The 15,249-nt window shown below is 60.7% G+C and carries 11 protein-coding genes and 2 pseudogenes; 5 read left to right on the top strand and 8 right to left on the bottom strand.

Translation table 11 applies throughout. The features are described from left to right. Positions 1–565 precede the first annotated feature (565 nt). Positions 566–1,123, top strand: a complete 558-nt coding sequence (locus ASC76_RS10145; protein WP_235580403.1) for a hypothetical protein — start codon at positions 566–568, stop codon at positions 1,121–1,123. On the opposite strand, the gene ASC76_RS10150 is transcribed toward ASC76_RS10145, so the two are convergent. After that, entirely contained in the window at positions 1,076–3,040 is a 1,965-nt protein-coding gene (locus tag ASC76_RS10150; RefSeq protein WP_056465171.1) for an ATP-binding protein, read from the bottom strand. The genes ASC76_RS10145 and ASC76_RS10150 overlap by 48 nt on opposite strands. A 156-nt stretch (positions 3,041–3,196) precedes the next feature. Further along, positions 3,197–4,087 (bottom strand): bile acid:sodium symporter family protein, encoded by an 891-nt coding sequence (locus tag ASC76_RS10155; protein ID WP_056465172.1) that lies wholly within the window; start codon positions 4,085–4,087, stop codon positions 3,197–3,199. Positions 4,088–4,315: 228 nt separating this feature from the next. On the opposite strand from ASC76_RS10155, the gene ASC76_RS10160 reads away from it, so the two are divergent. Continuing rightward, a complete protein-coding gene (locus ASC76_RS10160) occupies positions 4,316–4,894 on the top strand; it encodes a GAF domain-containing protein (RefSeq protein ID WP_082548970.1) in 579 nt (192 codons plus the stop codon). Positions 4,895–5,344: 450 nt separating this feature from the next. Here ASC76_RS10160 and ASC76_RS26545 read toward each other — a convergent pair. The 3 genes and pseudogenes from ASC76_RS26545 to ASC76_RS24420 form a co-directional block, all read right to left on the bottom strand. Then, positions 5,345–5,395, bottom strand: a pseudogene (locus tag ASC76_RS26545) (hypothetical protein); the annotation flags it as partial. Between the two features lie 2 nt (positions 5,396–5,397). After that, positions 5,398–5,973 (bottom strand): annotated as a pseudogene (locus ASC76_RS10165) (aldolase); the annotation flags it as partial. A gap of 726 nt (positions 5,974–6,699) precedes the next feature. Next, positions 6,700–7,923, bottom strand: a complete 1,224-nt coding sequence (locus ASC76_RS24420; RefSeq protein ID WP_082548971.1) for a C1 family peptidase — start codon at positions 7,921–7,923, stop codon at positions 6,700–6,702. Positions 7,924–8,275: 352 nt separating this feature from the next. Between ASC76_RS24420 and ASC76_RS10170 the strand changes: the two genes are divergently transcribed. Then, on the top strand, positions 8,276–8,620 hold the full coding sequence (locus ASC76_RS10170; protein WP_157615466.1) for a Rap1a/Tai family immunity protein: 345 nt from the start codon (positions 8,276–8,278) through the stop codon (positions 8,618–8,620). 432 nt (positions 8,621–9,052) lie between these two features. On the opposite strand, the gene ASC76_RS10175 is transcribed toward ASC76_RS10170, so the two are convergent. Then, positions 9,053–9,421, bottom strand: a complete 369-nt coding sequence (locus ASC76_RS10175; RefSeq protein WP_056465175.1) for a trypsin-like peptidase domain-containing protein — start codon at positions 9,419–9,421, stop codon at positions 9,053–9,055. Positions 9,422–9,757: 336 nt separating this feature from the next. After that, on the bottom strand, positions 9,758–11,785 hold the full coding sequence (locus ASC76_RS25195) for a PKD domain-containing protein (RefSeq protein ID WP_162247088.1): 2,028 nt from the start codon (positions 11,783–11,785) through the stop codon (positions 9,758–9,760). 409 nt (positions 11,786–12,194) lie between these two features. On the opposite strand from ASC76_RS25195, the gene ASC76_RS10190 reads away from it, so the two are divergent. Further along, positions 12,195–13,346, top strand: coding sequence for a LuxR C-terminal-related transcriptional regulator (locus tag ASC76_RS10190; RefSeq protein ID WP_082548973.1), 1,152 nt, complete (start codon positions 12,195–12,197; stop codon positions 13,344–13,346). 602 nt (positions 13,347–13,948) lie between these two features. Here the strand turns inward: ASC76_RS10190 and ASC76_RS25710 are convergent. After that, complete coding sequence (locus ASC76_RS25710) at positions 13,949–14,179, bottom strand: DUF6471 domain-containing protein (protein ID WP_162247089.1); 231 nt, start codon at positions 14,177–14,179, stop codon at positions 13,949–13,951. A gap of 193 nt (positions 14,180–14,372) precedes the next feature. Between ASC76_RS25710 and ASC76_RS10195 the strand changes: the two genes are divergently transcribed. Further along, complete coding sequence (locus ASC76_RS10195; RefSeq protein WP_056465179.1) at positions 14,373–15,239, top strand: TnsA endonuclease N-terminal domain-containing protein; 867 nt, start codon at positions 14,373–14,375, stop codon at positions 15,237–15,239. Positions 15,240–15,249 lie beyond the last annotated feature (10 nt).

A 15,249-nucleotide genomic window follows, 5' to 3' on the forward strand; every position in this document is an offset into this window, starting at 1 on the left:
AGCCCTGCATCTTGAACGGCGGCTATCGGGCGACCAATCCGGAGAGGCAGGGGGCTGCTCAGGGTCGGGAGCACCAGTTCACCAATTGAACTTGCGGTCGTTCGCGAAACTACGGTCGTTCGAGCGACCGCCGGCAACGGTCCCTAGGTGTCTGCATTTCCGCAATGCACCCTTCAGCGTACATGGGAGGGTGGATCGACGACGGGCGGAAGGCTACTGGGTGGCGGTTTCCGGGCATCAAGCCCGGCGACGAGCGACCGCAACCGCTGCAAGGCGACTGCCCTCCGTATCCGTCGGGCTGGCGCGCCTCGCCCATTCCATCAAGTCATTGTTTACCGCGTCTGCCGTTGGTACGGAACATCAGGTCCGACCGTCCGAATCGTTACTATTTGACACGATCGGGAAACGTTTCTAGCCTTCAGTCTTCACTTTCGTCTGTGTACTCGTGCCGAGCGAACAACTTTCTTTCACCCTGCGTCCCGTTGTGAACTACGCCGATCTGCTGGTCGCGTGCTCCGTCAGAGCGGAGGCTTATGGCCACAAAGTTCCCGCCTACCGTGACTCCATGGCCAAGCCGGACGCTGTTGACGCATCACCGTCGACGGCAATATTCCTGTGCGAGGACAAGGCAACCGGTCAGGCGGTGGGCACGATGCGCGTGCAGTCCACGACGCGTGGCGGCACCAAGTTGGAGATCGAAAAATACGTCGTTCCGCCTCCGGAACTGGAGCTTCACGGACGAGCCGAGATCACGCGGCTGTCTTCGATTCTTGGCGCTGATCCCTTTGTCCGCCTGGCCCTTTGGAAGGCTGCGTACCTCTATTGCATGGCCACGCAGGCCCGTTGGCTCATGATCGGCGTGCGCAAGCCCGCGCTCATTCGGGCGTACGAACGCATGGGCGCACGCGACATCTTCGACGACAAGAAGACCGTGCCGCTGGGTCACGCGGGCAATCTGCCGCATCGGGTGCTGGCACTGGACATCGGCTCCTGCGACCAGACGTGGCGCGCCGAGAACCATCCCATGCTGAACTTCATGGTTGGCACAGTTCACCCCGACCTGTGCATTTTCCCGTCAGTGCACCGTTACCCCGCCGAACAGATCCGGCTCCATGTCGCCTAGCGTCATCGCAAAGTCATAGAGCGGGTGGTCTTGCATCGGATGGCGGGCGCCTGACCGGGTGGCCGATTGGATCGCGGCCAGCAATTCGTCGGAAGTAAACGGCTTGCTGAGGAACGCGTTCATCCCGGCGTCGCGGCACTCTTGTCGATCGTCGTCGCCCGACATCGCGGTCAGGGCGATGATGGGAACCGGTTCGAGCCCCGATCGCTTTTCCAGCGCACGAATCTCTCGTGCCGCCGCCGTGCCGTCCATCACCGGCATCCGTCGATCCATCAGGATGACGTCCGGCCTGGGCTCAATGAACGCCGCGCTGATCGCCTGCAGGCCGTCACCCACGACTTCCACCGCCACGCCAAGCGCATTGAGATGAGCACTGGCGATCAGGACGTTGACATCGTTGTCTTCGACCAGCAAGACCTTGAAGCCCTGCCGGAAGGTAGGCGGCGCCGAGTTCTCCACGATCGCGGGCGCCGGAATGGCCTCTGGAGGCAGGGCGTCAAGCCGGGTCGTGAACGTGAACCTGGAACCGACACCCTTGACGCTGTGCGCCACGATATCTCCGCCCATGGCCTGTGCGATCTCCTTGGCAATCGCGAGTCCGAGTCCTGCGCCTTCGCTTGGGCGCGACGCGGCCCCATCGACTTGGCGGAACGCCTCGAAGATGTTGGGCAGTTCCTTTGGCGAAATGCCGGGACCCGTATCCGCGATCTCGAACTTCAGCATTCCGCGGTACGGTCGGACACGCAGCCTCACGAGTCCCCGCTCGGTGAACTTCACAGCGTTGCCGAGCAGGTTGTGAAGCACTTGTCGCGTGCGGGCGGCGTCGCCTCGGACCCACAGGCTCTCGGGAAGGTCAAGGACGGCTTCGAACCCGATCCTCTTGCCCTGGCAACGAACCTCGTACAGGTCGCGCAGGCCTCTGAGTTCGGCGGCGAGATCGAATGGGCGGTCTTGCAGTTGTAGTCGACCGGAATCGATTTTGGACAAGTCCAGCACGGCGCCGATCAGTTCGAGCAGGTGCGAGCCCGACGCACGAATGAGGCCCAGCCGATGCCGATCAGCAGGGGCCGTCGTGGTTTTCTCGAGAAGTTCGACCATCCCCAGGATGCCGTGCAAAGGGGTACGCAGCTCGTGGCTCATCGTCCCCAGAAAAAGCGACTTGACCGCGCTCTGACGCCTCAATTGCGTCATCGCTTCCTCCAGCTCAGAACGCGATGCTGAAGCTTCGTTAAGCGCGATCGAGCGTTCCCGCAGCGCCAGCGCCATGCGAGAGTGAGCTAAAAACTCTCGCCTGAGGCGTTGCTCGGATGCATGTCCGGTCACCAGCGCCTGTGTCAGCACGAGAATCGCGCCGATGGCACCGAAGAATCCCAGCGCGTCACCGCGCAAGGCCAGTGCGATCGTCATGGGCACCAACATCGGGACGACGTAGGCGGCGGTGGCCCGCTGCCTCACCTGAAGGCCGAATGTCGCCAGAATTGCGACACTGCTAAGGCAGGCCACGAGCAGGCAGACTACCTCGCTGCTGCCGTTGGAACCCCACACACCGGGAAAGCCCCAGATCGCGCCGTCGAGCGCCAAGGAGGCGACAACCAGCTTGTCGGCCAACATCGGTTTCGTCTTCAACGTATCGCCGCGGTAGGCTTGCGCCAGAGCGAAGCGCCCGGCCGCGACGACGGCCTTTGCAGCCAGCCAGGAATAGGCGATCACGGGACCGAAAATCGGCGTGAGATACACCATCAGCGCCAACGCAAACAGCGTGGAGATGAACGCTGCCTTCGTCATGTGACCGTAAATCGCATCGAGCTGCGACCGCAAAAGGCTGAGTCGCATCGCCGCGTCGAGATTGACGGGTTTCGTCGTCGCCAGGGGAGACCCGGCATCGAATGTCGAACTGAAGATGCTTTCGCCTTGCATAGCCACCTCGCCTCGATCACCGAGGTGGGAACAGTCTAAAAAGAGGCGAGAAAAGCAATCAAACGAATTGACACAAGAAGACAGGCTGTTTCTGACGTGAGCAGCCGCGTTAGCGGCTGACGGCTTCCCCTTTGGCCGATAGAAGTAAGGACAGCCCTACGCGTTGGCCGGCGCCGACAGATTGCTAACGGCCTTCCTCCCGCGTTGCTTCATCAGCGCGCCGAATGTCATCCCGAAGACCACCATCGTGATGGAGTAAACGGCGGCGGGTAGAGCAATGCGGCTGTCGTGCAGCGTCGTGATGGCCAAGTAGATGGACAGGACTGCGCTGCGCACGCCCAATTCAAAAGCGACTGCGAGGGCGCTCGCGCGGACAAGCGCGGTTCGGGCCAGCGCATATCCCACGCCCAGCGCGGCCATGTTGAAGGCAATGACCGGGCCTCCTACCTCAGCGAACCCTGTCAGCAGCGAAGTCCATTCCTTGAAGATCGCGCCCGCAGAAAAAGCGACGAGCACGAGCAAACTGATGATGCGCATTGGTTTATCAGCGCGGGCGGCGAACGCAGGCGCCTTCGCCCGGATCATCATGCCCACGGCGGCCGGAACTGTCAGGGTGACCATGGCTTCCGCCAGCTTGCCGACAGGCGAGACGGCGTCCGCACCCCCATGCAGGTAGTGTCCTTGAGCCCACCCACAAATGAGCGGAAGGGTCACCATACTGAGCAACGTGTTGATGCTTGTCAGCGACATGTTAAGCGCCACATTGCCGCCAAAAATACGGCTATAGACGCTCGCCGAGATGCTGCCAGGCGCAGCAGCCAACAGGAAAAGGCCTACGGCGTAGTGAGGCGAGACCTCGAAGGCATAAACGATTGCGAATGCCAGCGCCGGCATTGTCAGGAATTGCAATGCCATGCCCACCGCCACTTGGCGCCGGTCCCGTCCAATCCGACGAAAGTCCTCGATCTCTAGCGAAAGGCCTAATCCGACCATGACCAGGGCCAGGGCGAGAAATAGGATCTGTACCGTACCTACTGTAGAGCTCATCGAGTGCCTTCAGAGTCGGCGGGGGTGGGAGATCGATCGCGATTGGGTGGTCGGCCAGGCGTGCCCATTGAGCCAGCGCCTTCACTTATCCGAACTTACCCCAGGTAAGGTTGAGTGGTCCGCGGAAATGGCGCGGCTTCTCCGTTCATTTCGTTATGGGTGCCGCATTTCTGCGGACACCGGAAAAAACGCGCAGCCCGCCGGGCGCATGTACCTGAGTGGGAGAAAATGTCTGCAAACAACGGAGAACTCGTGGCTGCATCACCGAATTGCCATGTATTGATGCGCGACCTCGCTCACGAGGTTGACGCAGGGCGTCTGACGGATCTGGAGGCAGCGTGCAAGGTGGCCGAGTACATCCACAAGGCGCTGAATTGTGTGCATGTCACCTTCTGGAGCGTATCCGGTCGGGTCGGTGAGCGGGTAATGCGCAGTGTTGCTGCCTACGACGGGGTGAAGGGTGTCGCGACGGCTGGCACGGCCGCTTTTCCGGAGTCGGACGGGGGATTCTTGGGCGCGATAGCTCGAGACGGTTGCTATGTGTGCAGTGATACTTTTGCCGACCCTGCGTTGTCGGGTGTGAAGGAGACGATGCTGGTCCCGTACAACATTCGCGCGCTGCTATCCGCGTCGTACGGCGGGCAAGGCGACGTTTGGGGCATCGTCACCTGTACGAACGTGGTTCAACGGCAGTGGCGATCCTCGGAGGTGACCCTGCTCCGGAAATGCGCGGCAGAAATTTCGACGTTGAGGGCGCATCGCCGGTCGCTTGGCAACTCGCTCTCAACAGGGGGCTTTCTAAAGTAGGTTTTGTTTCAGTCGGATAGCGCCATTAATCTCAAGAGCCGAAAAGCGGCTTAAGACTGATTGTGGTCTGTCACGTCCAAATTCTGGCGTCACATGTCGCCAGTTGCTGTCCTTCATGGTGCGCTCGGAAATTTTGCCTGCGCGTGCTGACGAACGGCAGGCGGCGACGAACCTGCGCCTCGGCCACCGAGGTGGTGCCGAAGTCAAGGCGTCGATGGCACTAAACTCATGCCTAGTAGGCGAGCCCGACAGCGAGTTTCACCGCGGCGCCGGCAGCATCCGCCGCAGCGCCTCGAAGTAGAGGTCAGACTGCTCGCGCTCACCTTGGATCTGCCGGGCCACATGCGCGGACAATTTCTCGTTGACCCGCGCGAGTGGGCGGCCGGTGCTCATCGCCAGCACTTGGTGCATGCACACGCGCTCCAGGTAGTACAGGTCGTCATAGGCATGCGCCACGGTCGCGCCGCAGACGATGACGCCGTGGTTGCCGAGGAAGGCCACGNCTGGTGCATGCACACGCGCTCCAGGTAGTACAGGTCGTCATAGGCATGCGCCACGGTCGCGCCGCAGACGATGACGCCGTGGTTGCCGAGGAAGGCCACGTCCTTGCCCTGCATCGACCGCGCGATGCGCTCGCCTTCGACCAAGTCCAACGCGAGGCCGTTGTAGTCGGCATCGATGCCGATGCGACCATGAAAGCGCATTGCGCCCTGGCTCGAACAGGTGTCGAGCGCTCGGTCGCTGGTCAGCGTTAGCGCGGTGGCATAGGGCATGTGGGTGTGCAGCACCACCGCCTGGCCGTTGATGCGGTGCGCTGCGGCATGGATGAACATGGCCGTAGGCTCGACGCGGTGGCGGCCCTGCAGCACGGTGCCATGTTCATCGATCAGCACAATGTCGTTTGGGCCGATCTCGCTCCAGTGCAACCCGCGCGGGTTGATCAGGAACCTGCGGCTGTCGTCGGGCAGCGCCACGCTGAAATGGTTGCACACGCCTTCGCTTAGACCGTGATGAGCGGCCGCGCGCAGCGCGAGCGCCAGGTCTTCGCACAGCGGTTTCAGCAGGGCGGCGTCGGGCATCGGTGTCTCCGCGGTTGAGAATTCAACCGCCTCACAGCAAGTATGACGTTCCTGGAACGGTTGGCCCATCCAGAGTCCCTTTTGGCAAGGCCAGGCTCGCATGACTGAGGCGCTTGGCAGCAATGCGGCGTGCTACTGAAAGCCTTCAATGACTGGAGCGGGTCTGATCCGGGTTTCCCGGCCGTCCGCTGTGCTGCAGACTAACTTGTACGGCGGTTCTACGGACGGCTGATCGAAACCGTTAGAGTCACCCCAGGACCCATACCGGTCCCGCCCGCCTGTTGATTTCTTCACCTGCTAGCGATCATACGAAGAGCTTGCGGCCATGTCGATTGAGCTAGGAAGGCGAACGGACTTCGCACAGCGATGCGCCGCGCGTGTTGGACAAAGCCGGCGCCACATTGTGGTGTCGACTTCCGACGCCGAGGTGAGCTGCGCTCCGCCTTAGTGAAAGGGCTTCGCGGTCGGAAGATCCGGCCGGCCGGCGGGATGGCGCCGGCGCGCTTAGAGGTCGGAGTGAGCGGACCCCGAAAAACTGAACAACCACGAGAAGTGAGGGCACTGGTCCAACGTGATGACAGTAGCAGCATGAGGAAGACTCAGTCGCACGCACTCCGAGGGCCTTCAAAGCCGACGTGACGCAACGAACGCTTAGGTTTGCCAGCACCAGTGCCACCCTCGACATTGGTACCCCCACTTGGGGCCGTCAAGCGTGCCCCGCGGATTTCACCGAGTCGGCGGCTGTGTCAGTGCTCCAATCGAGACCGATCGACCCGCCGCGTCCACACCAGTTACCGTAGCCCACACGCGGGCAAACCCAGTGACCGCGGCCGGAATCTGTGTGCCGAAGCGAATTCCGCGGGCAACTTGCGAAATCGTGAAATTCTGCGTGAAGAGATAGTTGTTGTTCGCGTCAGTCACGTTGATCGTGCCTGCGGAAAGACCGAGGGGTTCAGACCATCCCATTTCAACGCCAACACCGTACACGCCGTTCACTCCATAACGCAGTCCACTGATGTGCTGGGCGACGACGGTGGCGCTTGTGTTCGATGTGTTGGCACCAAGGATGCCGTTGTTCCTGGGATTGCGCTTCCAGGGCAAGCAAACATCCGACGCGTATCGTGTGAAGTCGTCGTATGAAATGAAGCATCGCCCTGATGCTCCCCACTGCGTACCCCATGAGTTCTGAATCTTGAATAGACGGCGTGCGTCGTCAAAGCCCACCAGACACATAGCATGGCCACCACCGGAGCCGTTGGGGACAAGCTGGGTGTTCGCCGGATTGAGATTAAAGATGGACTCGGGAACCTGCATGCCGAACGCCACCGGCTGATTCGATGCGATGGAACCTCTGAGCGCCATGACATCCGACGACGAGATGCGCGAATAGCCGTCTAAGTTGTACAGCTGTGCGGTCGCCACACCACCGCATTGTTTGTCTGAATACGGCACGACATCTATTGTCGTCACACCTTCCTGGACCAAAGCGTCCATCGCATAGCTCACAAGACTGCCGGAGTCGCAGTTTGTTTGCGATCGCGCCCTGGCTTTCGTAAAGAGATCGGCCGGGCTGATTGGCGCGGGTAGCGATGTTCCAGCATATAGAAGGACAGTGGTTGCGGTCGAGTAGCCGACTGCCCATGCAGTGCATGAGCCTTGCTGGCCCTGATTACCAGGCGTGGGCAGCTCGGTCGGAAACCCCATGGCGCTCAAAAGTGTTGAGTCGCTCATGTCGTACGAAGCTACGCCGACAGGGGACAAATCGTTGCCACTCACCTGCGGCAGAGCGTTGTAGACAGCAGCCGGCATCTGCGTCCAACCCGTGGCAAAAGGATTGACCGTCGTGCCGCCGCCACCCCCGCCGGAATCGCCCGATCCATCGCCGCAACCGGCGAAAAGGGTCGCTGCAGAGGCCCCGCTCCAAGCTAGAAACTTACGGCGCTTAACCATGGCTTGCCTTCGGTATCGCAGTCGGCTCAGTGTGAGCTTTTTGGCAGGCGCTGGCTTCACCCAGATTGGGTATGCTGACCACGAAACGGATCGCGCCCCAAACCGAAAGCCGGCCAGGTTTCGTCGCTCAAGGGGTGAGGCAGCGTACCGATGCTCGGGCGCGCGCCGGAGCCCTCCAACGTTCGCGCTCAGGGGTGCAAGGGTGCAGGTAGGCCGGAAGTGTGCGCTTAGTCCTCGAAGCGGCGCACGTGGCTGAGCGCTAATGCTTGGAACCGGACCTCTCTCAATCGACACCGTGCAATTGGTGCCTCGGCTACGGCTAGCATTGCACACGAACTTTGACGTGGAATCAATGATCAAGAACCAAATTGCGGCAGCAATCGCGCTGCTTGCCTCGAACGCCGTTCACGCCGGCTTTATTACGGGCAACGAGTTGCACGACATGTACGACAAGGCGCCCGCCCACGCTACGGCGTATGTGTTGGGCGTGTTCGATACCTACGCCACCATGCGCTCGTGCTATGTCCCGTCCGGCGTGACTGGCGCCCAGGTCTCAGATGTCGTACGCGCCTTCCTGAAGGCGTCGCCAGCCGTACGACATAAGCCGGCCAACGAACTGGTGCGGGCGATCTCCGAGGAGGCTTGGCCCTGTTACGGCAAGAAGTACGAGTACCCGCCCTACGTCCCTCCGAAGTAATCCGAACGGTGGCAACGCCCAGGAGGCGATCTAACGCACCCCGACGGAACCTACCCTCAGTTCCACAGCCCGCATGCCGACGACCTTGTGGATCGGGCCGGTTCTGAGTGTCCCCTCGCAGAAGTACTGGTACTCCACCTTACCGAAAACGTCCTTCTTCTAGTTTTCCCACATGTCTTTCGACGAGTCGCCCTCGCCGCGGTCGAGCGCGATGATCGATCCAGGGATGTTGGCGAGTTCGGCGGCCTTCAGGCCGTTGCGCTTGGTCGCCTGCGACTGTCCGCCCTGCGACCAGCCGGTGTTCTTCGCTCCCCACGGGACTTAGGCCGTTCAGCTCTTCAAGGCCGTGTGTTGGCGAGCGACAAGAGGCGTAACAGGCGTCGTCGAACGGCACGGGTGTGTCGATGCCGGCCCTCACTCCGTACTTCCTGATCAGCGCCAACGCCGGCGCGATGGGCGCGAGGTCGTCGTCGTCGGCGCGCCCCTGTTGCCGGGGCGCAGGCGTCCGTCGGCCTTGACGAAGCCTCGCGCGCCGCCCACGTTGCTGATCGCGATACTCGACGGAGTGATCCCATCCTGTTGCGGAAAACCGAGCGCGATGACCCGATCGGTCACTTCGACGGGCGCCGTGGTCATGACAACCGAGCTGCGGCACACGCTCGACTGCGGCAATCTCCACAGAGCCACGTCGGTTGCTTCGTCCGCCTCCCGGAACTCAAGCTTGTAGCTCGTGCCTTGGCGCTGGCCGATGACCGCCCGGGCGGATTGCGTCTGATCGACCTTGAGGTGCGCGGCCGTCACACGTAGCCGTCCGGGGCACCATGAAACCGCTGCCGTGGTCGACGACCGACTTGTCGGCGTTCTGAATCTCGATGTAGACCACCGCACGTATGTTGTTCTCAATGATCTGCCGCAGGGAGTCGGCGAGCGTGATGCCGAAGTCCGAGGCGGGCGAAAGGGCGACGGCGACGTTCCTCATCTGGCGGCCCTCAGACGATGGAGACATAGGTATTCAGGCTCATCGTGAACGGCACCTTCTTTTTGCCGACCGTGCGCTTGACGATGCGGTCTCTATTGCCTACTGAACTCCCTTCGCGCAGCGCGGCTCCCGGACAGGATCACAGGTACGCCATAGCATTACTTGTGTACCACGACCTGTCCGCTCAACAACACAGTCCCTTCCTGGCCGGCGCCGCTGTAGCCACTCTGGTTGTCGTAGTCGACGACATCGGCCTGGGTGCCACTGTCGTAGTGCCAAATCTTCATGCGCAGGGCATCGCCCGTCTTGCCGTTGTCCGTGGCTGCCAGCTGGAACTTGAAGCCTGGCTGCCCGTTCAGGGTGCCGACGCCTTTGTAGGTGGCCTTCGTGCCGGCGACGACGAGCCAGTCGTAAGCAGTGGCGGTGAAGGTCATCCCTGCGGCGCGGAAGGTGAACGACGTCTCGCCCGTCGGCACCTTGGCGCCCTTTTTGTACATGGACACCAGTGCGAACTCGGCGGGGCCGGCCAGTTGCTGGTCGGCCCTATACGCGCCTGCCGGCGACAGGATGGTGCCGCTGCCGGTCACGAACCCGGCGGTCGGGTCGTACACCACGATGTCGCGGGTGACGGTCGTGGTGTGGCTGCCATCGCTGACTTCCAAGCTGACGGAGTAGATGCCCGCGGCCGCGTAGGAGTGGCTCGCCGTGGCCTTGCCCTCCACGCGCCCGTTGATTGGCGCTTCGACCACAGTGGCATTGCTTGTCGTGCCGTCGTTCCACCGGAATACGGCGGTGTGGGTGTCGGCGACGTTTGCATCAGTGAACGATGCCGACAGGCTGACAGCGCTGCCCGCGGCGACCGGGCTCGGATCGGTGCTGCTGATGATGCCGCCAACAACAGGCGCCGACGCCGGCGGGCCCGCCAGGTTTTCAGGGACGAGTATCACGAGCCCGGCCGAGGATTGAGCAACGATGTGGCCGGACGCCCCTATTCCATATATGTAGTTGACATTGAAGCCCGCAGGAGGACTAACCAGCAGATCGTTTATCGGCGTCAGAGCCGTCTGTCCTGGCATCCAAACGACTGGAGCGTATGAAGCATTTGTCCCCACCACAACGCCAGCGTTTGAGATTCCGACCGTAGAACTCATCGCGAGTGCGCCAATCAAATCGATGGCTCCTAGATGACGCGAGAAAAACGAGGTGGTAGTGATTCCTTGGTTGTCGCCGAACCCGGAGCTGTACTGACTTTTGGCAATAATATAATTGCCACCTTGCTCGCTCGACTGCGCGACGGTAGTCTGAACACCGCGAAAGCGCTCGTTGCTACTAGGTGTGATACTGAAACTGGGCGCCGGAATAATGATTTCCGGCAATCCCTCATGCCACAGTAGCAAGTCAACCGTCTGCAAAGTGACGCCTGTATTGGTCGACGAAAATGTTGCCCGATTCGCCACAACGTTGCCGTCGGAGCCTACTTTCCCAGGAGAGAAGCCATCCGCACCCGAACGGATCGCGACGCGGGAGCCGTCCAGTCCCAGACGCAGCCAGTCCGCTTCTACGCCCCCGGGCACAACCGGCCCACGGCCGATGAACGCGTCCTCTCCAAACGGTCCTGTAACCGACAGCTGACCGGACTGATTCGGGATATCCAAGAGCAATGAGAAACCGCTTCCGAGAGCAACGCCAAAAACATTTTCCGCGCCTCCTGTGCCACCAACGGCATACGCCACAGCGAACAGGTCTCCCGCGCCATACACGCCAGCGCTGTAAGTGCCGTTCCTATTAAAAAAGGGCGCATTGGCAACGGCATCAGGAAGTATTTGCGTGGACATATCCGGTCGCGCGACGAAAAACCGTTGCGTGTAAAAGCTCGAGGAAAAACCGTAAATCTGCCCTCGGTCATTTATGTTGGTAGCGTAAAGACACGCGCCTGGGTCCCCACCGGTTGGATACTGCAGAAACACGCTGGACTCAGTCGCCATTACATACTTAAACGGCGTATCATTGCAGTAGGTGCTTGAGGGCGCGGCCCCTGCCAGATCCCCGTTAGAGTTAATTACTCTGCCGTAGCCTTGATAGACGAACGCCGACAGGCCTTGCAAACTATCCGGTGGCAAAGTGACATTGCGCACTACATAGCGCGTCATGGGTGCCGCAGGCGAGGCAGACAACGCGCGCTTCATCGAGTCCACCGACTCCGGCGAACTGGTGCTGCTCTCGCCTCCGCCTCCGCAACCCGAAAGGGCCAAGACGAGAACTGCAAACGAGATTGCTTGGCCTCGAACGGCGCGTCGTGTCACATCGTTGAACATGGCTTACCTCTAGTGGTCGTTCTTGCCAGTGTGGTGCTTTTAAGAGGGTCCACCGTCATCCAAATTGGGTATGCGAGCCCCCTAGTTCCAGGATCGCACCCAAAGCACGCTCGCAAGCAGGCTCGGGACTCAGCCACATCGTTCGAGAACGCGGACGAAGCGCCCGACGCACGCTATACGACCGGGATTCACCTCCCGGAGAACTGTCAACTGTTCACGTCAAACCCCCGAGTGTTAGGGATGCGTGCAGTTGCCGGATCGCGTCTGATAACCGTCTTGGATGAGCATCAAAAGAATGTCGACAGAGTCAGACGAGGTGTTCGAGCGTTGCGTGGATCGGCTGTATGGCGTACTGGCCGATCCAAGCACCCTTGGCGCAGCCGTGGCGCAAGCCGCGGCATTGTTTCAGGCCAGCACCGCGAACTACATCCAGACGGACGAGTTCGGCGATGTGGCGGCGTTAGCTTCGCATGGTCACGACGAGTCGACGCTACTTGCGTTCGTAGGGCACTATCAAGCCTTCGATCCGGCTAAGCGCCCAATCATTGCGTCCAGGGTTGGCGAATGGTTTGCCAATGACGATGAGTTCGACCCAGATCGGACGAGTCAGCGCGAATACGTGAACGACTTCGCTTTGCGAGCCGGCATGCGCTGGTTTCGCGGCGGCAAGGTCTACGAGGGTCGCACCGGCTCGGCCATCTTCAGTGTGCAGCGACCCCAGGATGCGCCCCCTTTCGACTCCAGCACGCAAACACTTTACGAACGGCTGCGGCCACACTTCGGCCGTGTCGCACGGCTCAGCAGCGAACTTCGTGGCACCGTGCCTGGTCTGCTCGGGAGTGCCGAGCTGTTTGAATCTTTGACGGCTGGCGCACTTGTGGTGGACCAGCGCCAAAAAGTTCTTCGCGCCAACCGGTCGGCGCTCGCGCTGCTGTGCGACAGTGGTGCTCTGCGCATCCGCAACGACCATCTGTACGCTTCTCCGGCCGACCTCGATGCCGTGCTCAGCCGAATCATCAGAGACGCCACGGGCCCGTTGCGCCAGGCGCGCGTACTGACACTGAATCCAGAGGAGGCCCTCACGCGCCGCATACAACTGCGGGTGGTTCCGGTCCACCGGGCGCCGTCACATTTCAACGGCGTTCGCGACGATGTGGCCCTGCTCCTTGTCACCAAGGGCTTCAGTGCGCCGGCCACAGTCGACCTGCGCCAACTATTCGGACTCAGCAGTGCGGAGGCCGAGCTGGTTGCACTGCTTGCAAGCGGCTTTTCTCCTGCTGCAGCGGCCGACAAGCGGGGCGTCGCTCTAGCGACTGTGCGTGCGCAACTCAAGTCCATCTACTTCAAGATGGGTGCAAACTCCATGGCACAACTGCTCACCATGGCGTCCGCACAGTCCGCCTTCCGGTTCGACGGCGACAAACGAAGCTAGGTAAAGGAGCACTGCACTTGCCTGCGTTGAGAAGCGAGTGACGCGCTTAACAACAACCGCGCTACCGGGAGCCCGTTGAGCAGCTTGAGCGCAGCAGCAGCTCGCCAACGTCGCAACGGTTCGTCTGTCGGAAGCTTTCAAGCTACCGAATCGACTTCCTATGTATCCCTATAGGCTACTGTCACGGATGCAGGTGCTCCTGTCGGGCAAGCGATAAAGGCCTATCGCCTGCGCCCATCCGCGTTCGAACTCGCACACGTGAGTCAACTGTCAAACCGGGTCGCCTCAAACCTCGAATCCAGTTCGCTGCACCTAGACGTGATGTCTTACTCTGCGATGAACGCACTACTCTGCGGAGTTGCGTCCCCAGTGCTCGAGTACGCAATAGTCAACGAACGTCAGATGCAAAGCTCGGGGCAAGCGCATGCGGGCGCGAGATCCGTGCCGCCCCAATGTAGCCTGATGCAGTAAGGACCGGTTCCGCGTGTTCGTCGGCGGATGTCCTATGTTCGAGTGAGGGTCACCTGACCGGATTTTGAGGTCGTAGCCATGCGACGTCTCCGTGATGCGCCCTTGTCGTATCTCGATGGCCGAACTTCGAACTAGGAACGGCCGGGGCGCACCACCCCGTTTTCTGACTGGCGCCGAACGACTTCCCTGCATTCGAGAAAAAACGCATGGGTAAAAGCGCCTCGGTAAAGCTTTTTAGTAAGGCTGCCGGCACTTACACCCTCGGTGTTTAACGCTTCAGCCAATTGTGCGTAGGACATGCCCGCGTCACGGAGCAATGCCTTCAACTCTTCCGCGGCTCGCTCTTCCCAGATGGTTCTCACGAGCCAGATGTTAGCCAAGCTCGCAACACCCTTGACTATATGGACACATGTGGGTATATATGGCCAGATGTGTCCATATTCGATAGCAAGTTCACTGTTCAAAGCAGCGGGATCTGCCGCGCCGCCTTTTTGCGCACGAGGCTAAAAACGATCTTTCTACTCCAGATCAATCCTCCGAGCAAAAAGCGTATTCATGGCCCGCACCTATCCTTTCACCGAGAAAAAGTACCACCAATGGCGGCTTGAAGGACGAGGCACGGGCGAGGGCCCCACCTGGAAGCCGTGGGTACAGCGTGGCGACTTCTCGTCTTACGGCAAACAGACCTTGGACAGCCTTCAAGGGGCCAACGGGCGGGAGATTCACACCTTCTCTGCCCTCGAGCGAAGCGCTTGGCTTGTCTACATCGCAAAGAAAGACGTTCTCGGCATCGAAGAACAGAGCCCGCTCGACCGGGATGAAACGCGCGAGATTGCGCGTGGTCTGGGCATCGAGCACCCGCGGGACAGTGAGAGCCGAGTTGATGTCGTCATGAGCACCGACTTCCTCATCCGGGTTCGGCTGCCCGACGGTTCGGTAAAGCGCCTGGCTCGGTCCGTAAAAACTGCGCACGCGTTCTCCGACCACAACGACATGGAGCACGCCGAGATTGAGCGCCTCTACTACGCTCGACGCGGCATCTCGTGGGCGTTCCTGACCGAATCCTCGTTCCCACGAACGCTGCTGTCGAACGTCGACATGCTTTACATGCATCGCGACCGTCACTTGCAGCCGGAACCGCTCGGGTATGAGGGCTCGTTCGAAACCATTGCGACCGAAGTCCTGACACAGGTTCTGGCGTGTCGATCAGTGCAGTCCAAGCTGTTCGACTTCTGTACCAAGCTGAACGAACAGCGCCACTGGCCTGCCGGCACGGCGACCTCCGTAGCCCTCAATCTGATTCGCAGGCACAAATTGAAGGCCGACTACTCCTCTGTGCTTCTCGGTCAACAGCTCGTTTGCGACATCGCCGAGGCAACCCGGAGCAATCAGGCACCGCAAGACATCGGACTAGTAGCGTGAACTCATCAAT

It is taken from the genome of Rhizobacter sp. Root404, assembly GCF_001425865.1.
In the GTDB taxonomy this organism is placed as follows: domain Bacteria; phylum Pseudomonadota; class Gammaproteobacteria; order Burkholderiales; family Burkholderiaceae_C; genus LMDS01.

Excerpts from the sequence above, each read along its gene's own strand:
- ASC76_RS10170 (WP_157615466.1), top strand. The coding sequence starts at position 8,276 with ATGATCAAGAACCAAATTGCGGCAGCAATCGCGCTGCTTGCCTCGAAC.
- ASC76_RS10160 (WP_082548970.1), top strand. The coding sequence starts at position 4,316 with ATGTCTGCAAACAACGGAGAACTCGTGGCTGCATCACCGAATTGCCAT.
- ASC76_RS10195 (WP_056465179.1), top strand. The coding sequence starts at position 14,373 with ATGGCCCGCACCTATCCTTTCACCGAGAAAAAGTACCACCAATGGCGG.
- ASC76_RS10190 (WP_082548973.1), top strand. The coding sequence starts at position 12,195 with ATGAGCATCAAAAGAATGTCGACAGAGTCAGACGAGGTGTTCGAGCGT.
- ASC76_RS10150 (WP_056465171.1), bottom strand. The coding sequence starts at position 3,040 with ATGCAAGGCGAAAGCATCTTCAGTTCGACATTCGATGCCGGGTCTCCC.
- ASC76_RS10145 (WP_235580403.1), top strand. The coding sequence starts at position 566 with ATGGCCAAGCCGGACGCTGTTGACGCATCACCGTCGACGGCAATATTC.
- ASC76_RS25195 (WP_162247088.1), bottom strand. The coding sequence starts at position 11,785 with ATGAAGCGCGCGTTGTCTGCCTCGCCTGCGGCACCCATGACGCGCTAT.
- ASC76_RS10155 (WP_056465172.1), bottom strand. The coding sequence starts at position 4,087 with ATGAGCTCTACAGTAGGTACGGTACAGATCCTATTTCTCGCCCTGGCC.
- ASC76_RS24420 (WP_082548971.1), bottom strand. The coding sequence starts at position 7,923 with ATGGTTAAGCGCCGTAAGTTTCTAGCTTGGAGCGGGGCCTCTGCAGCG.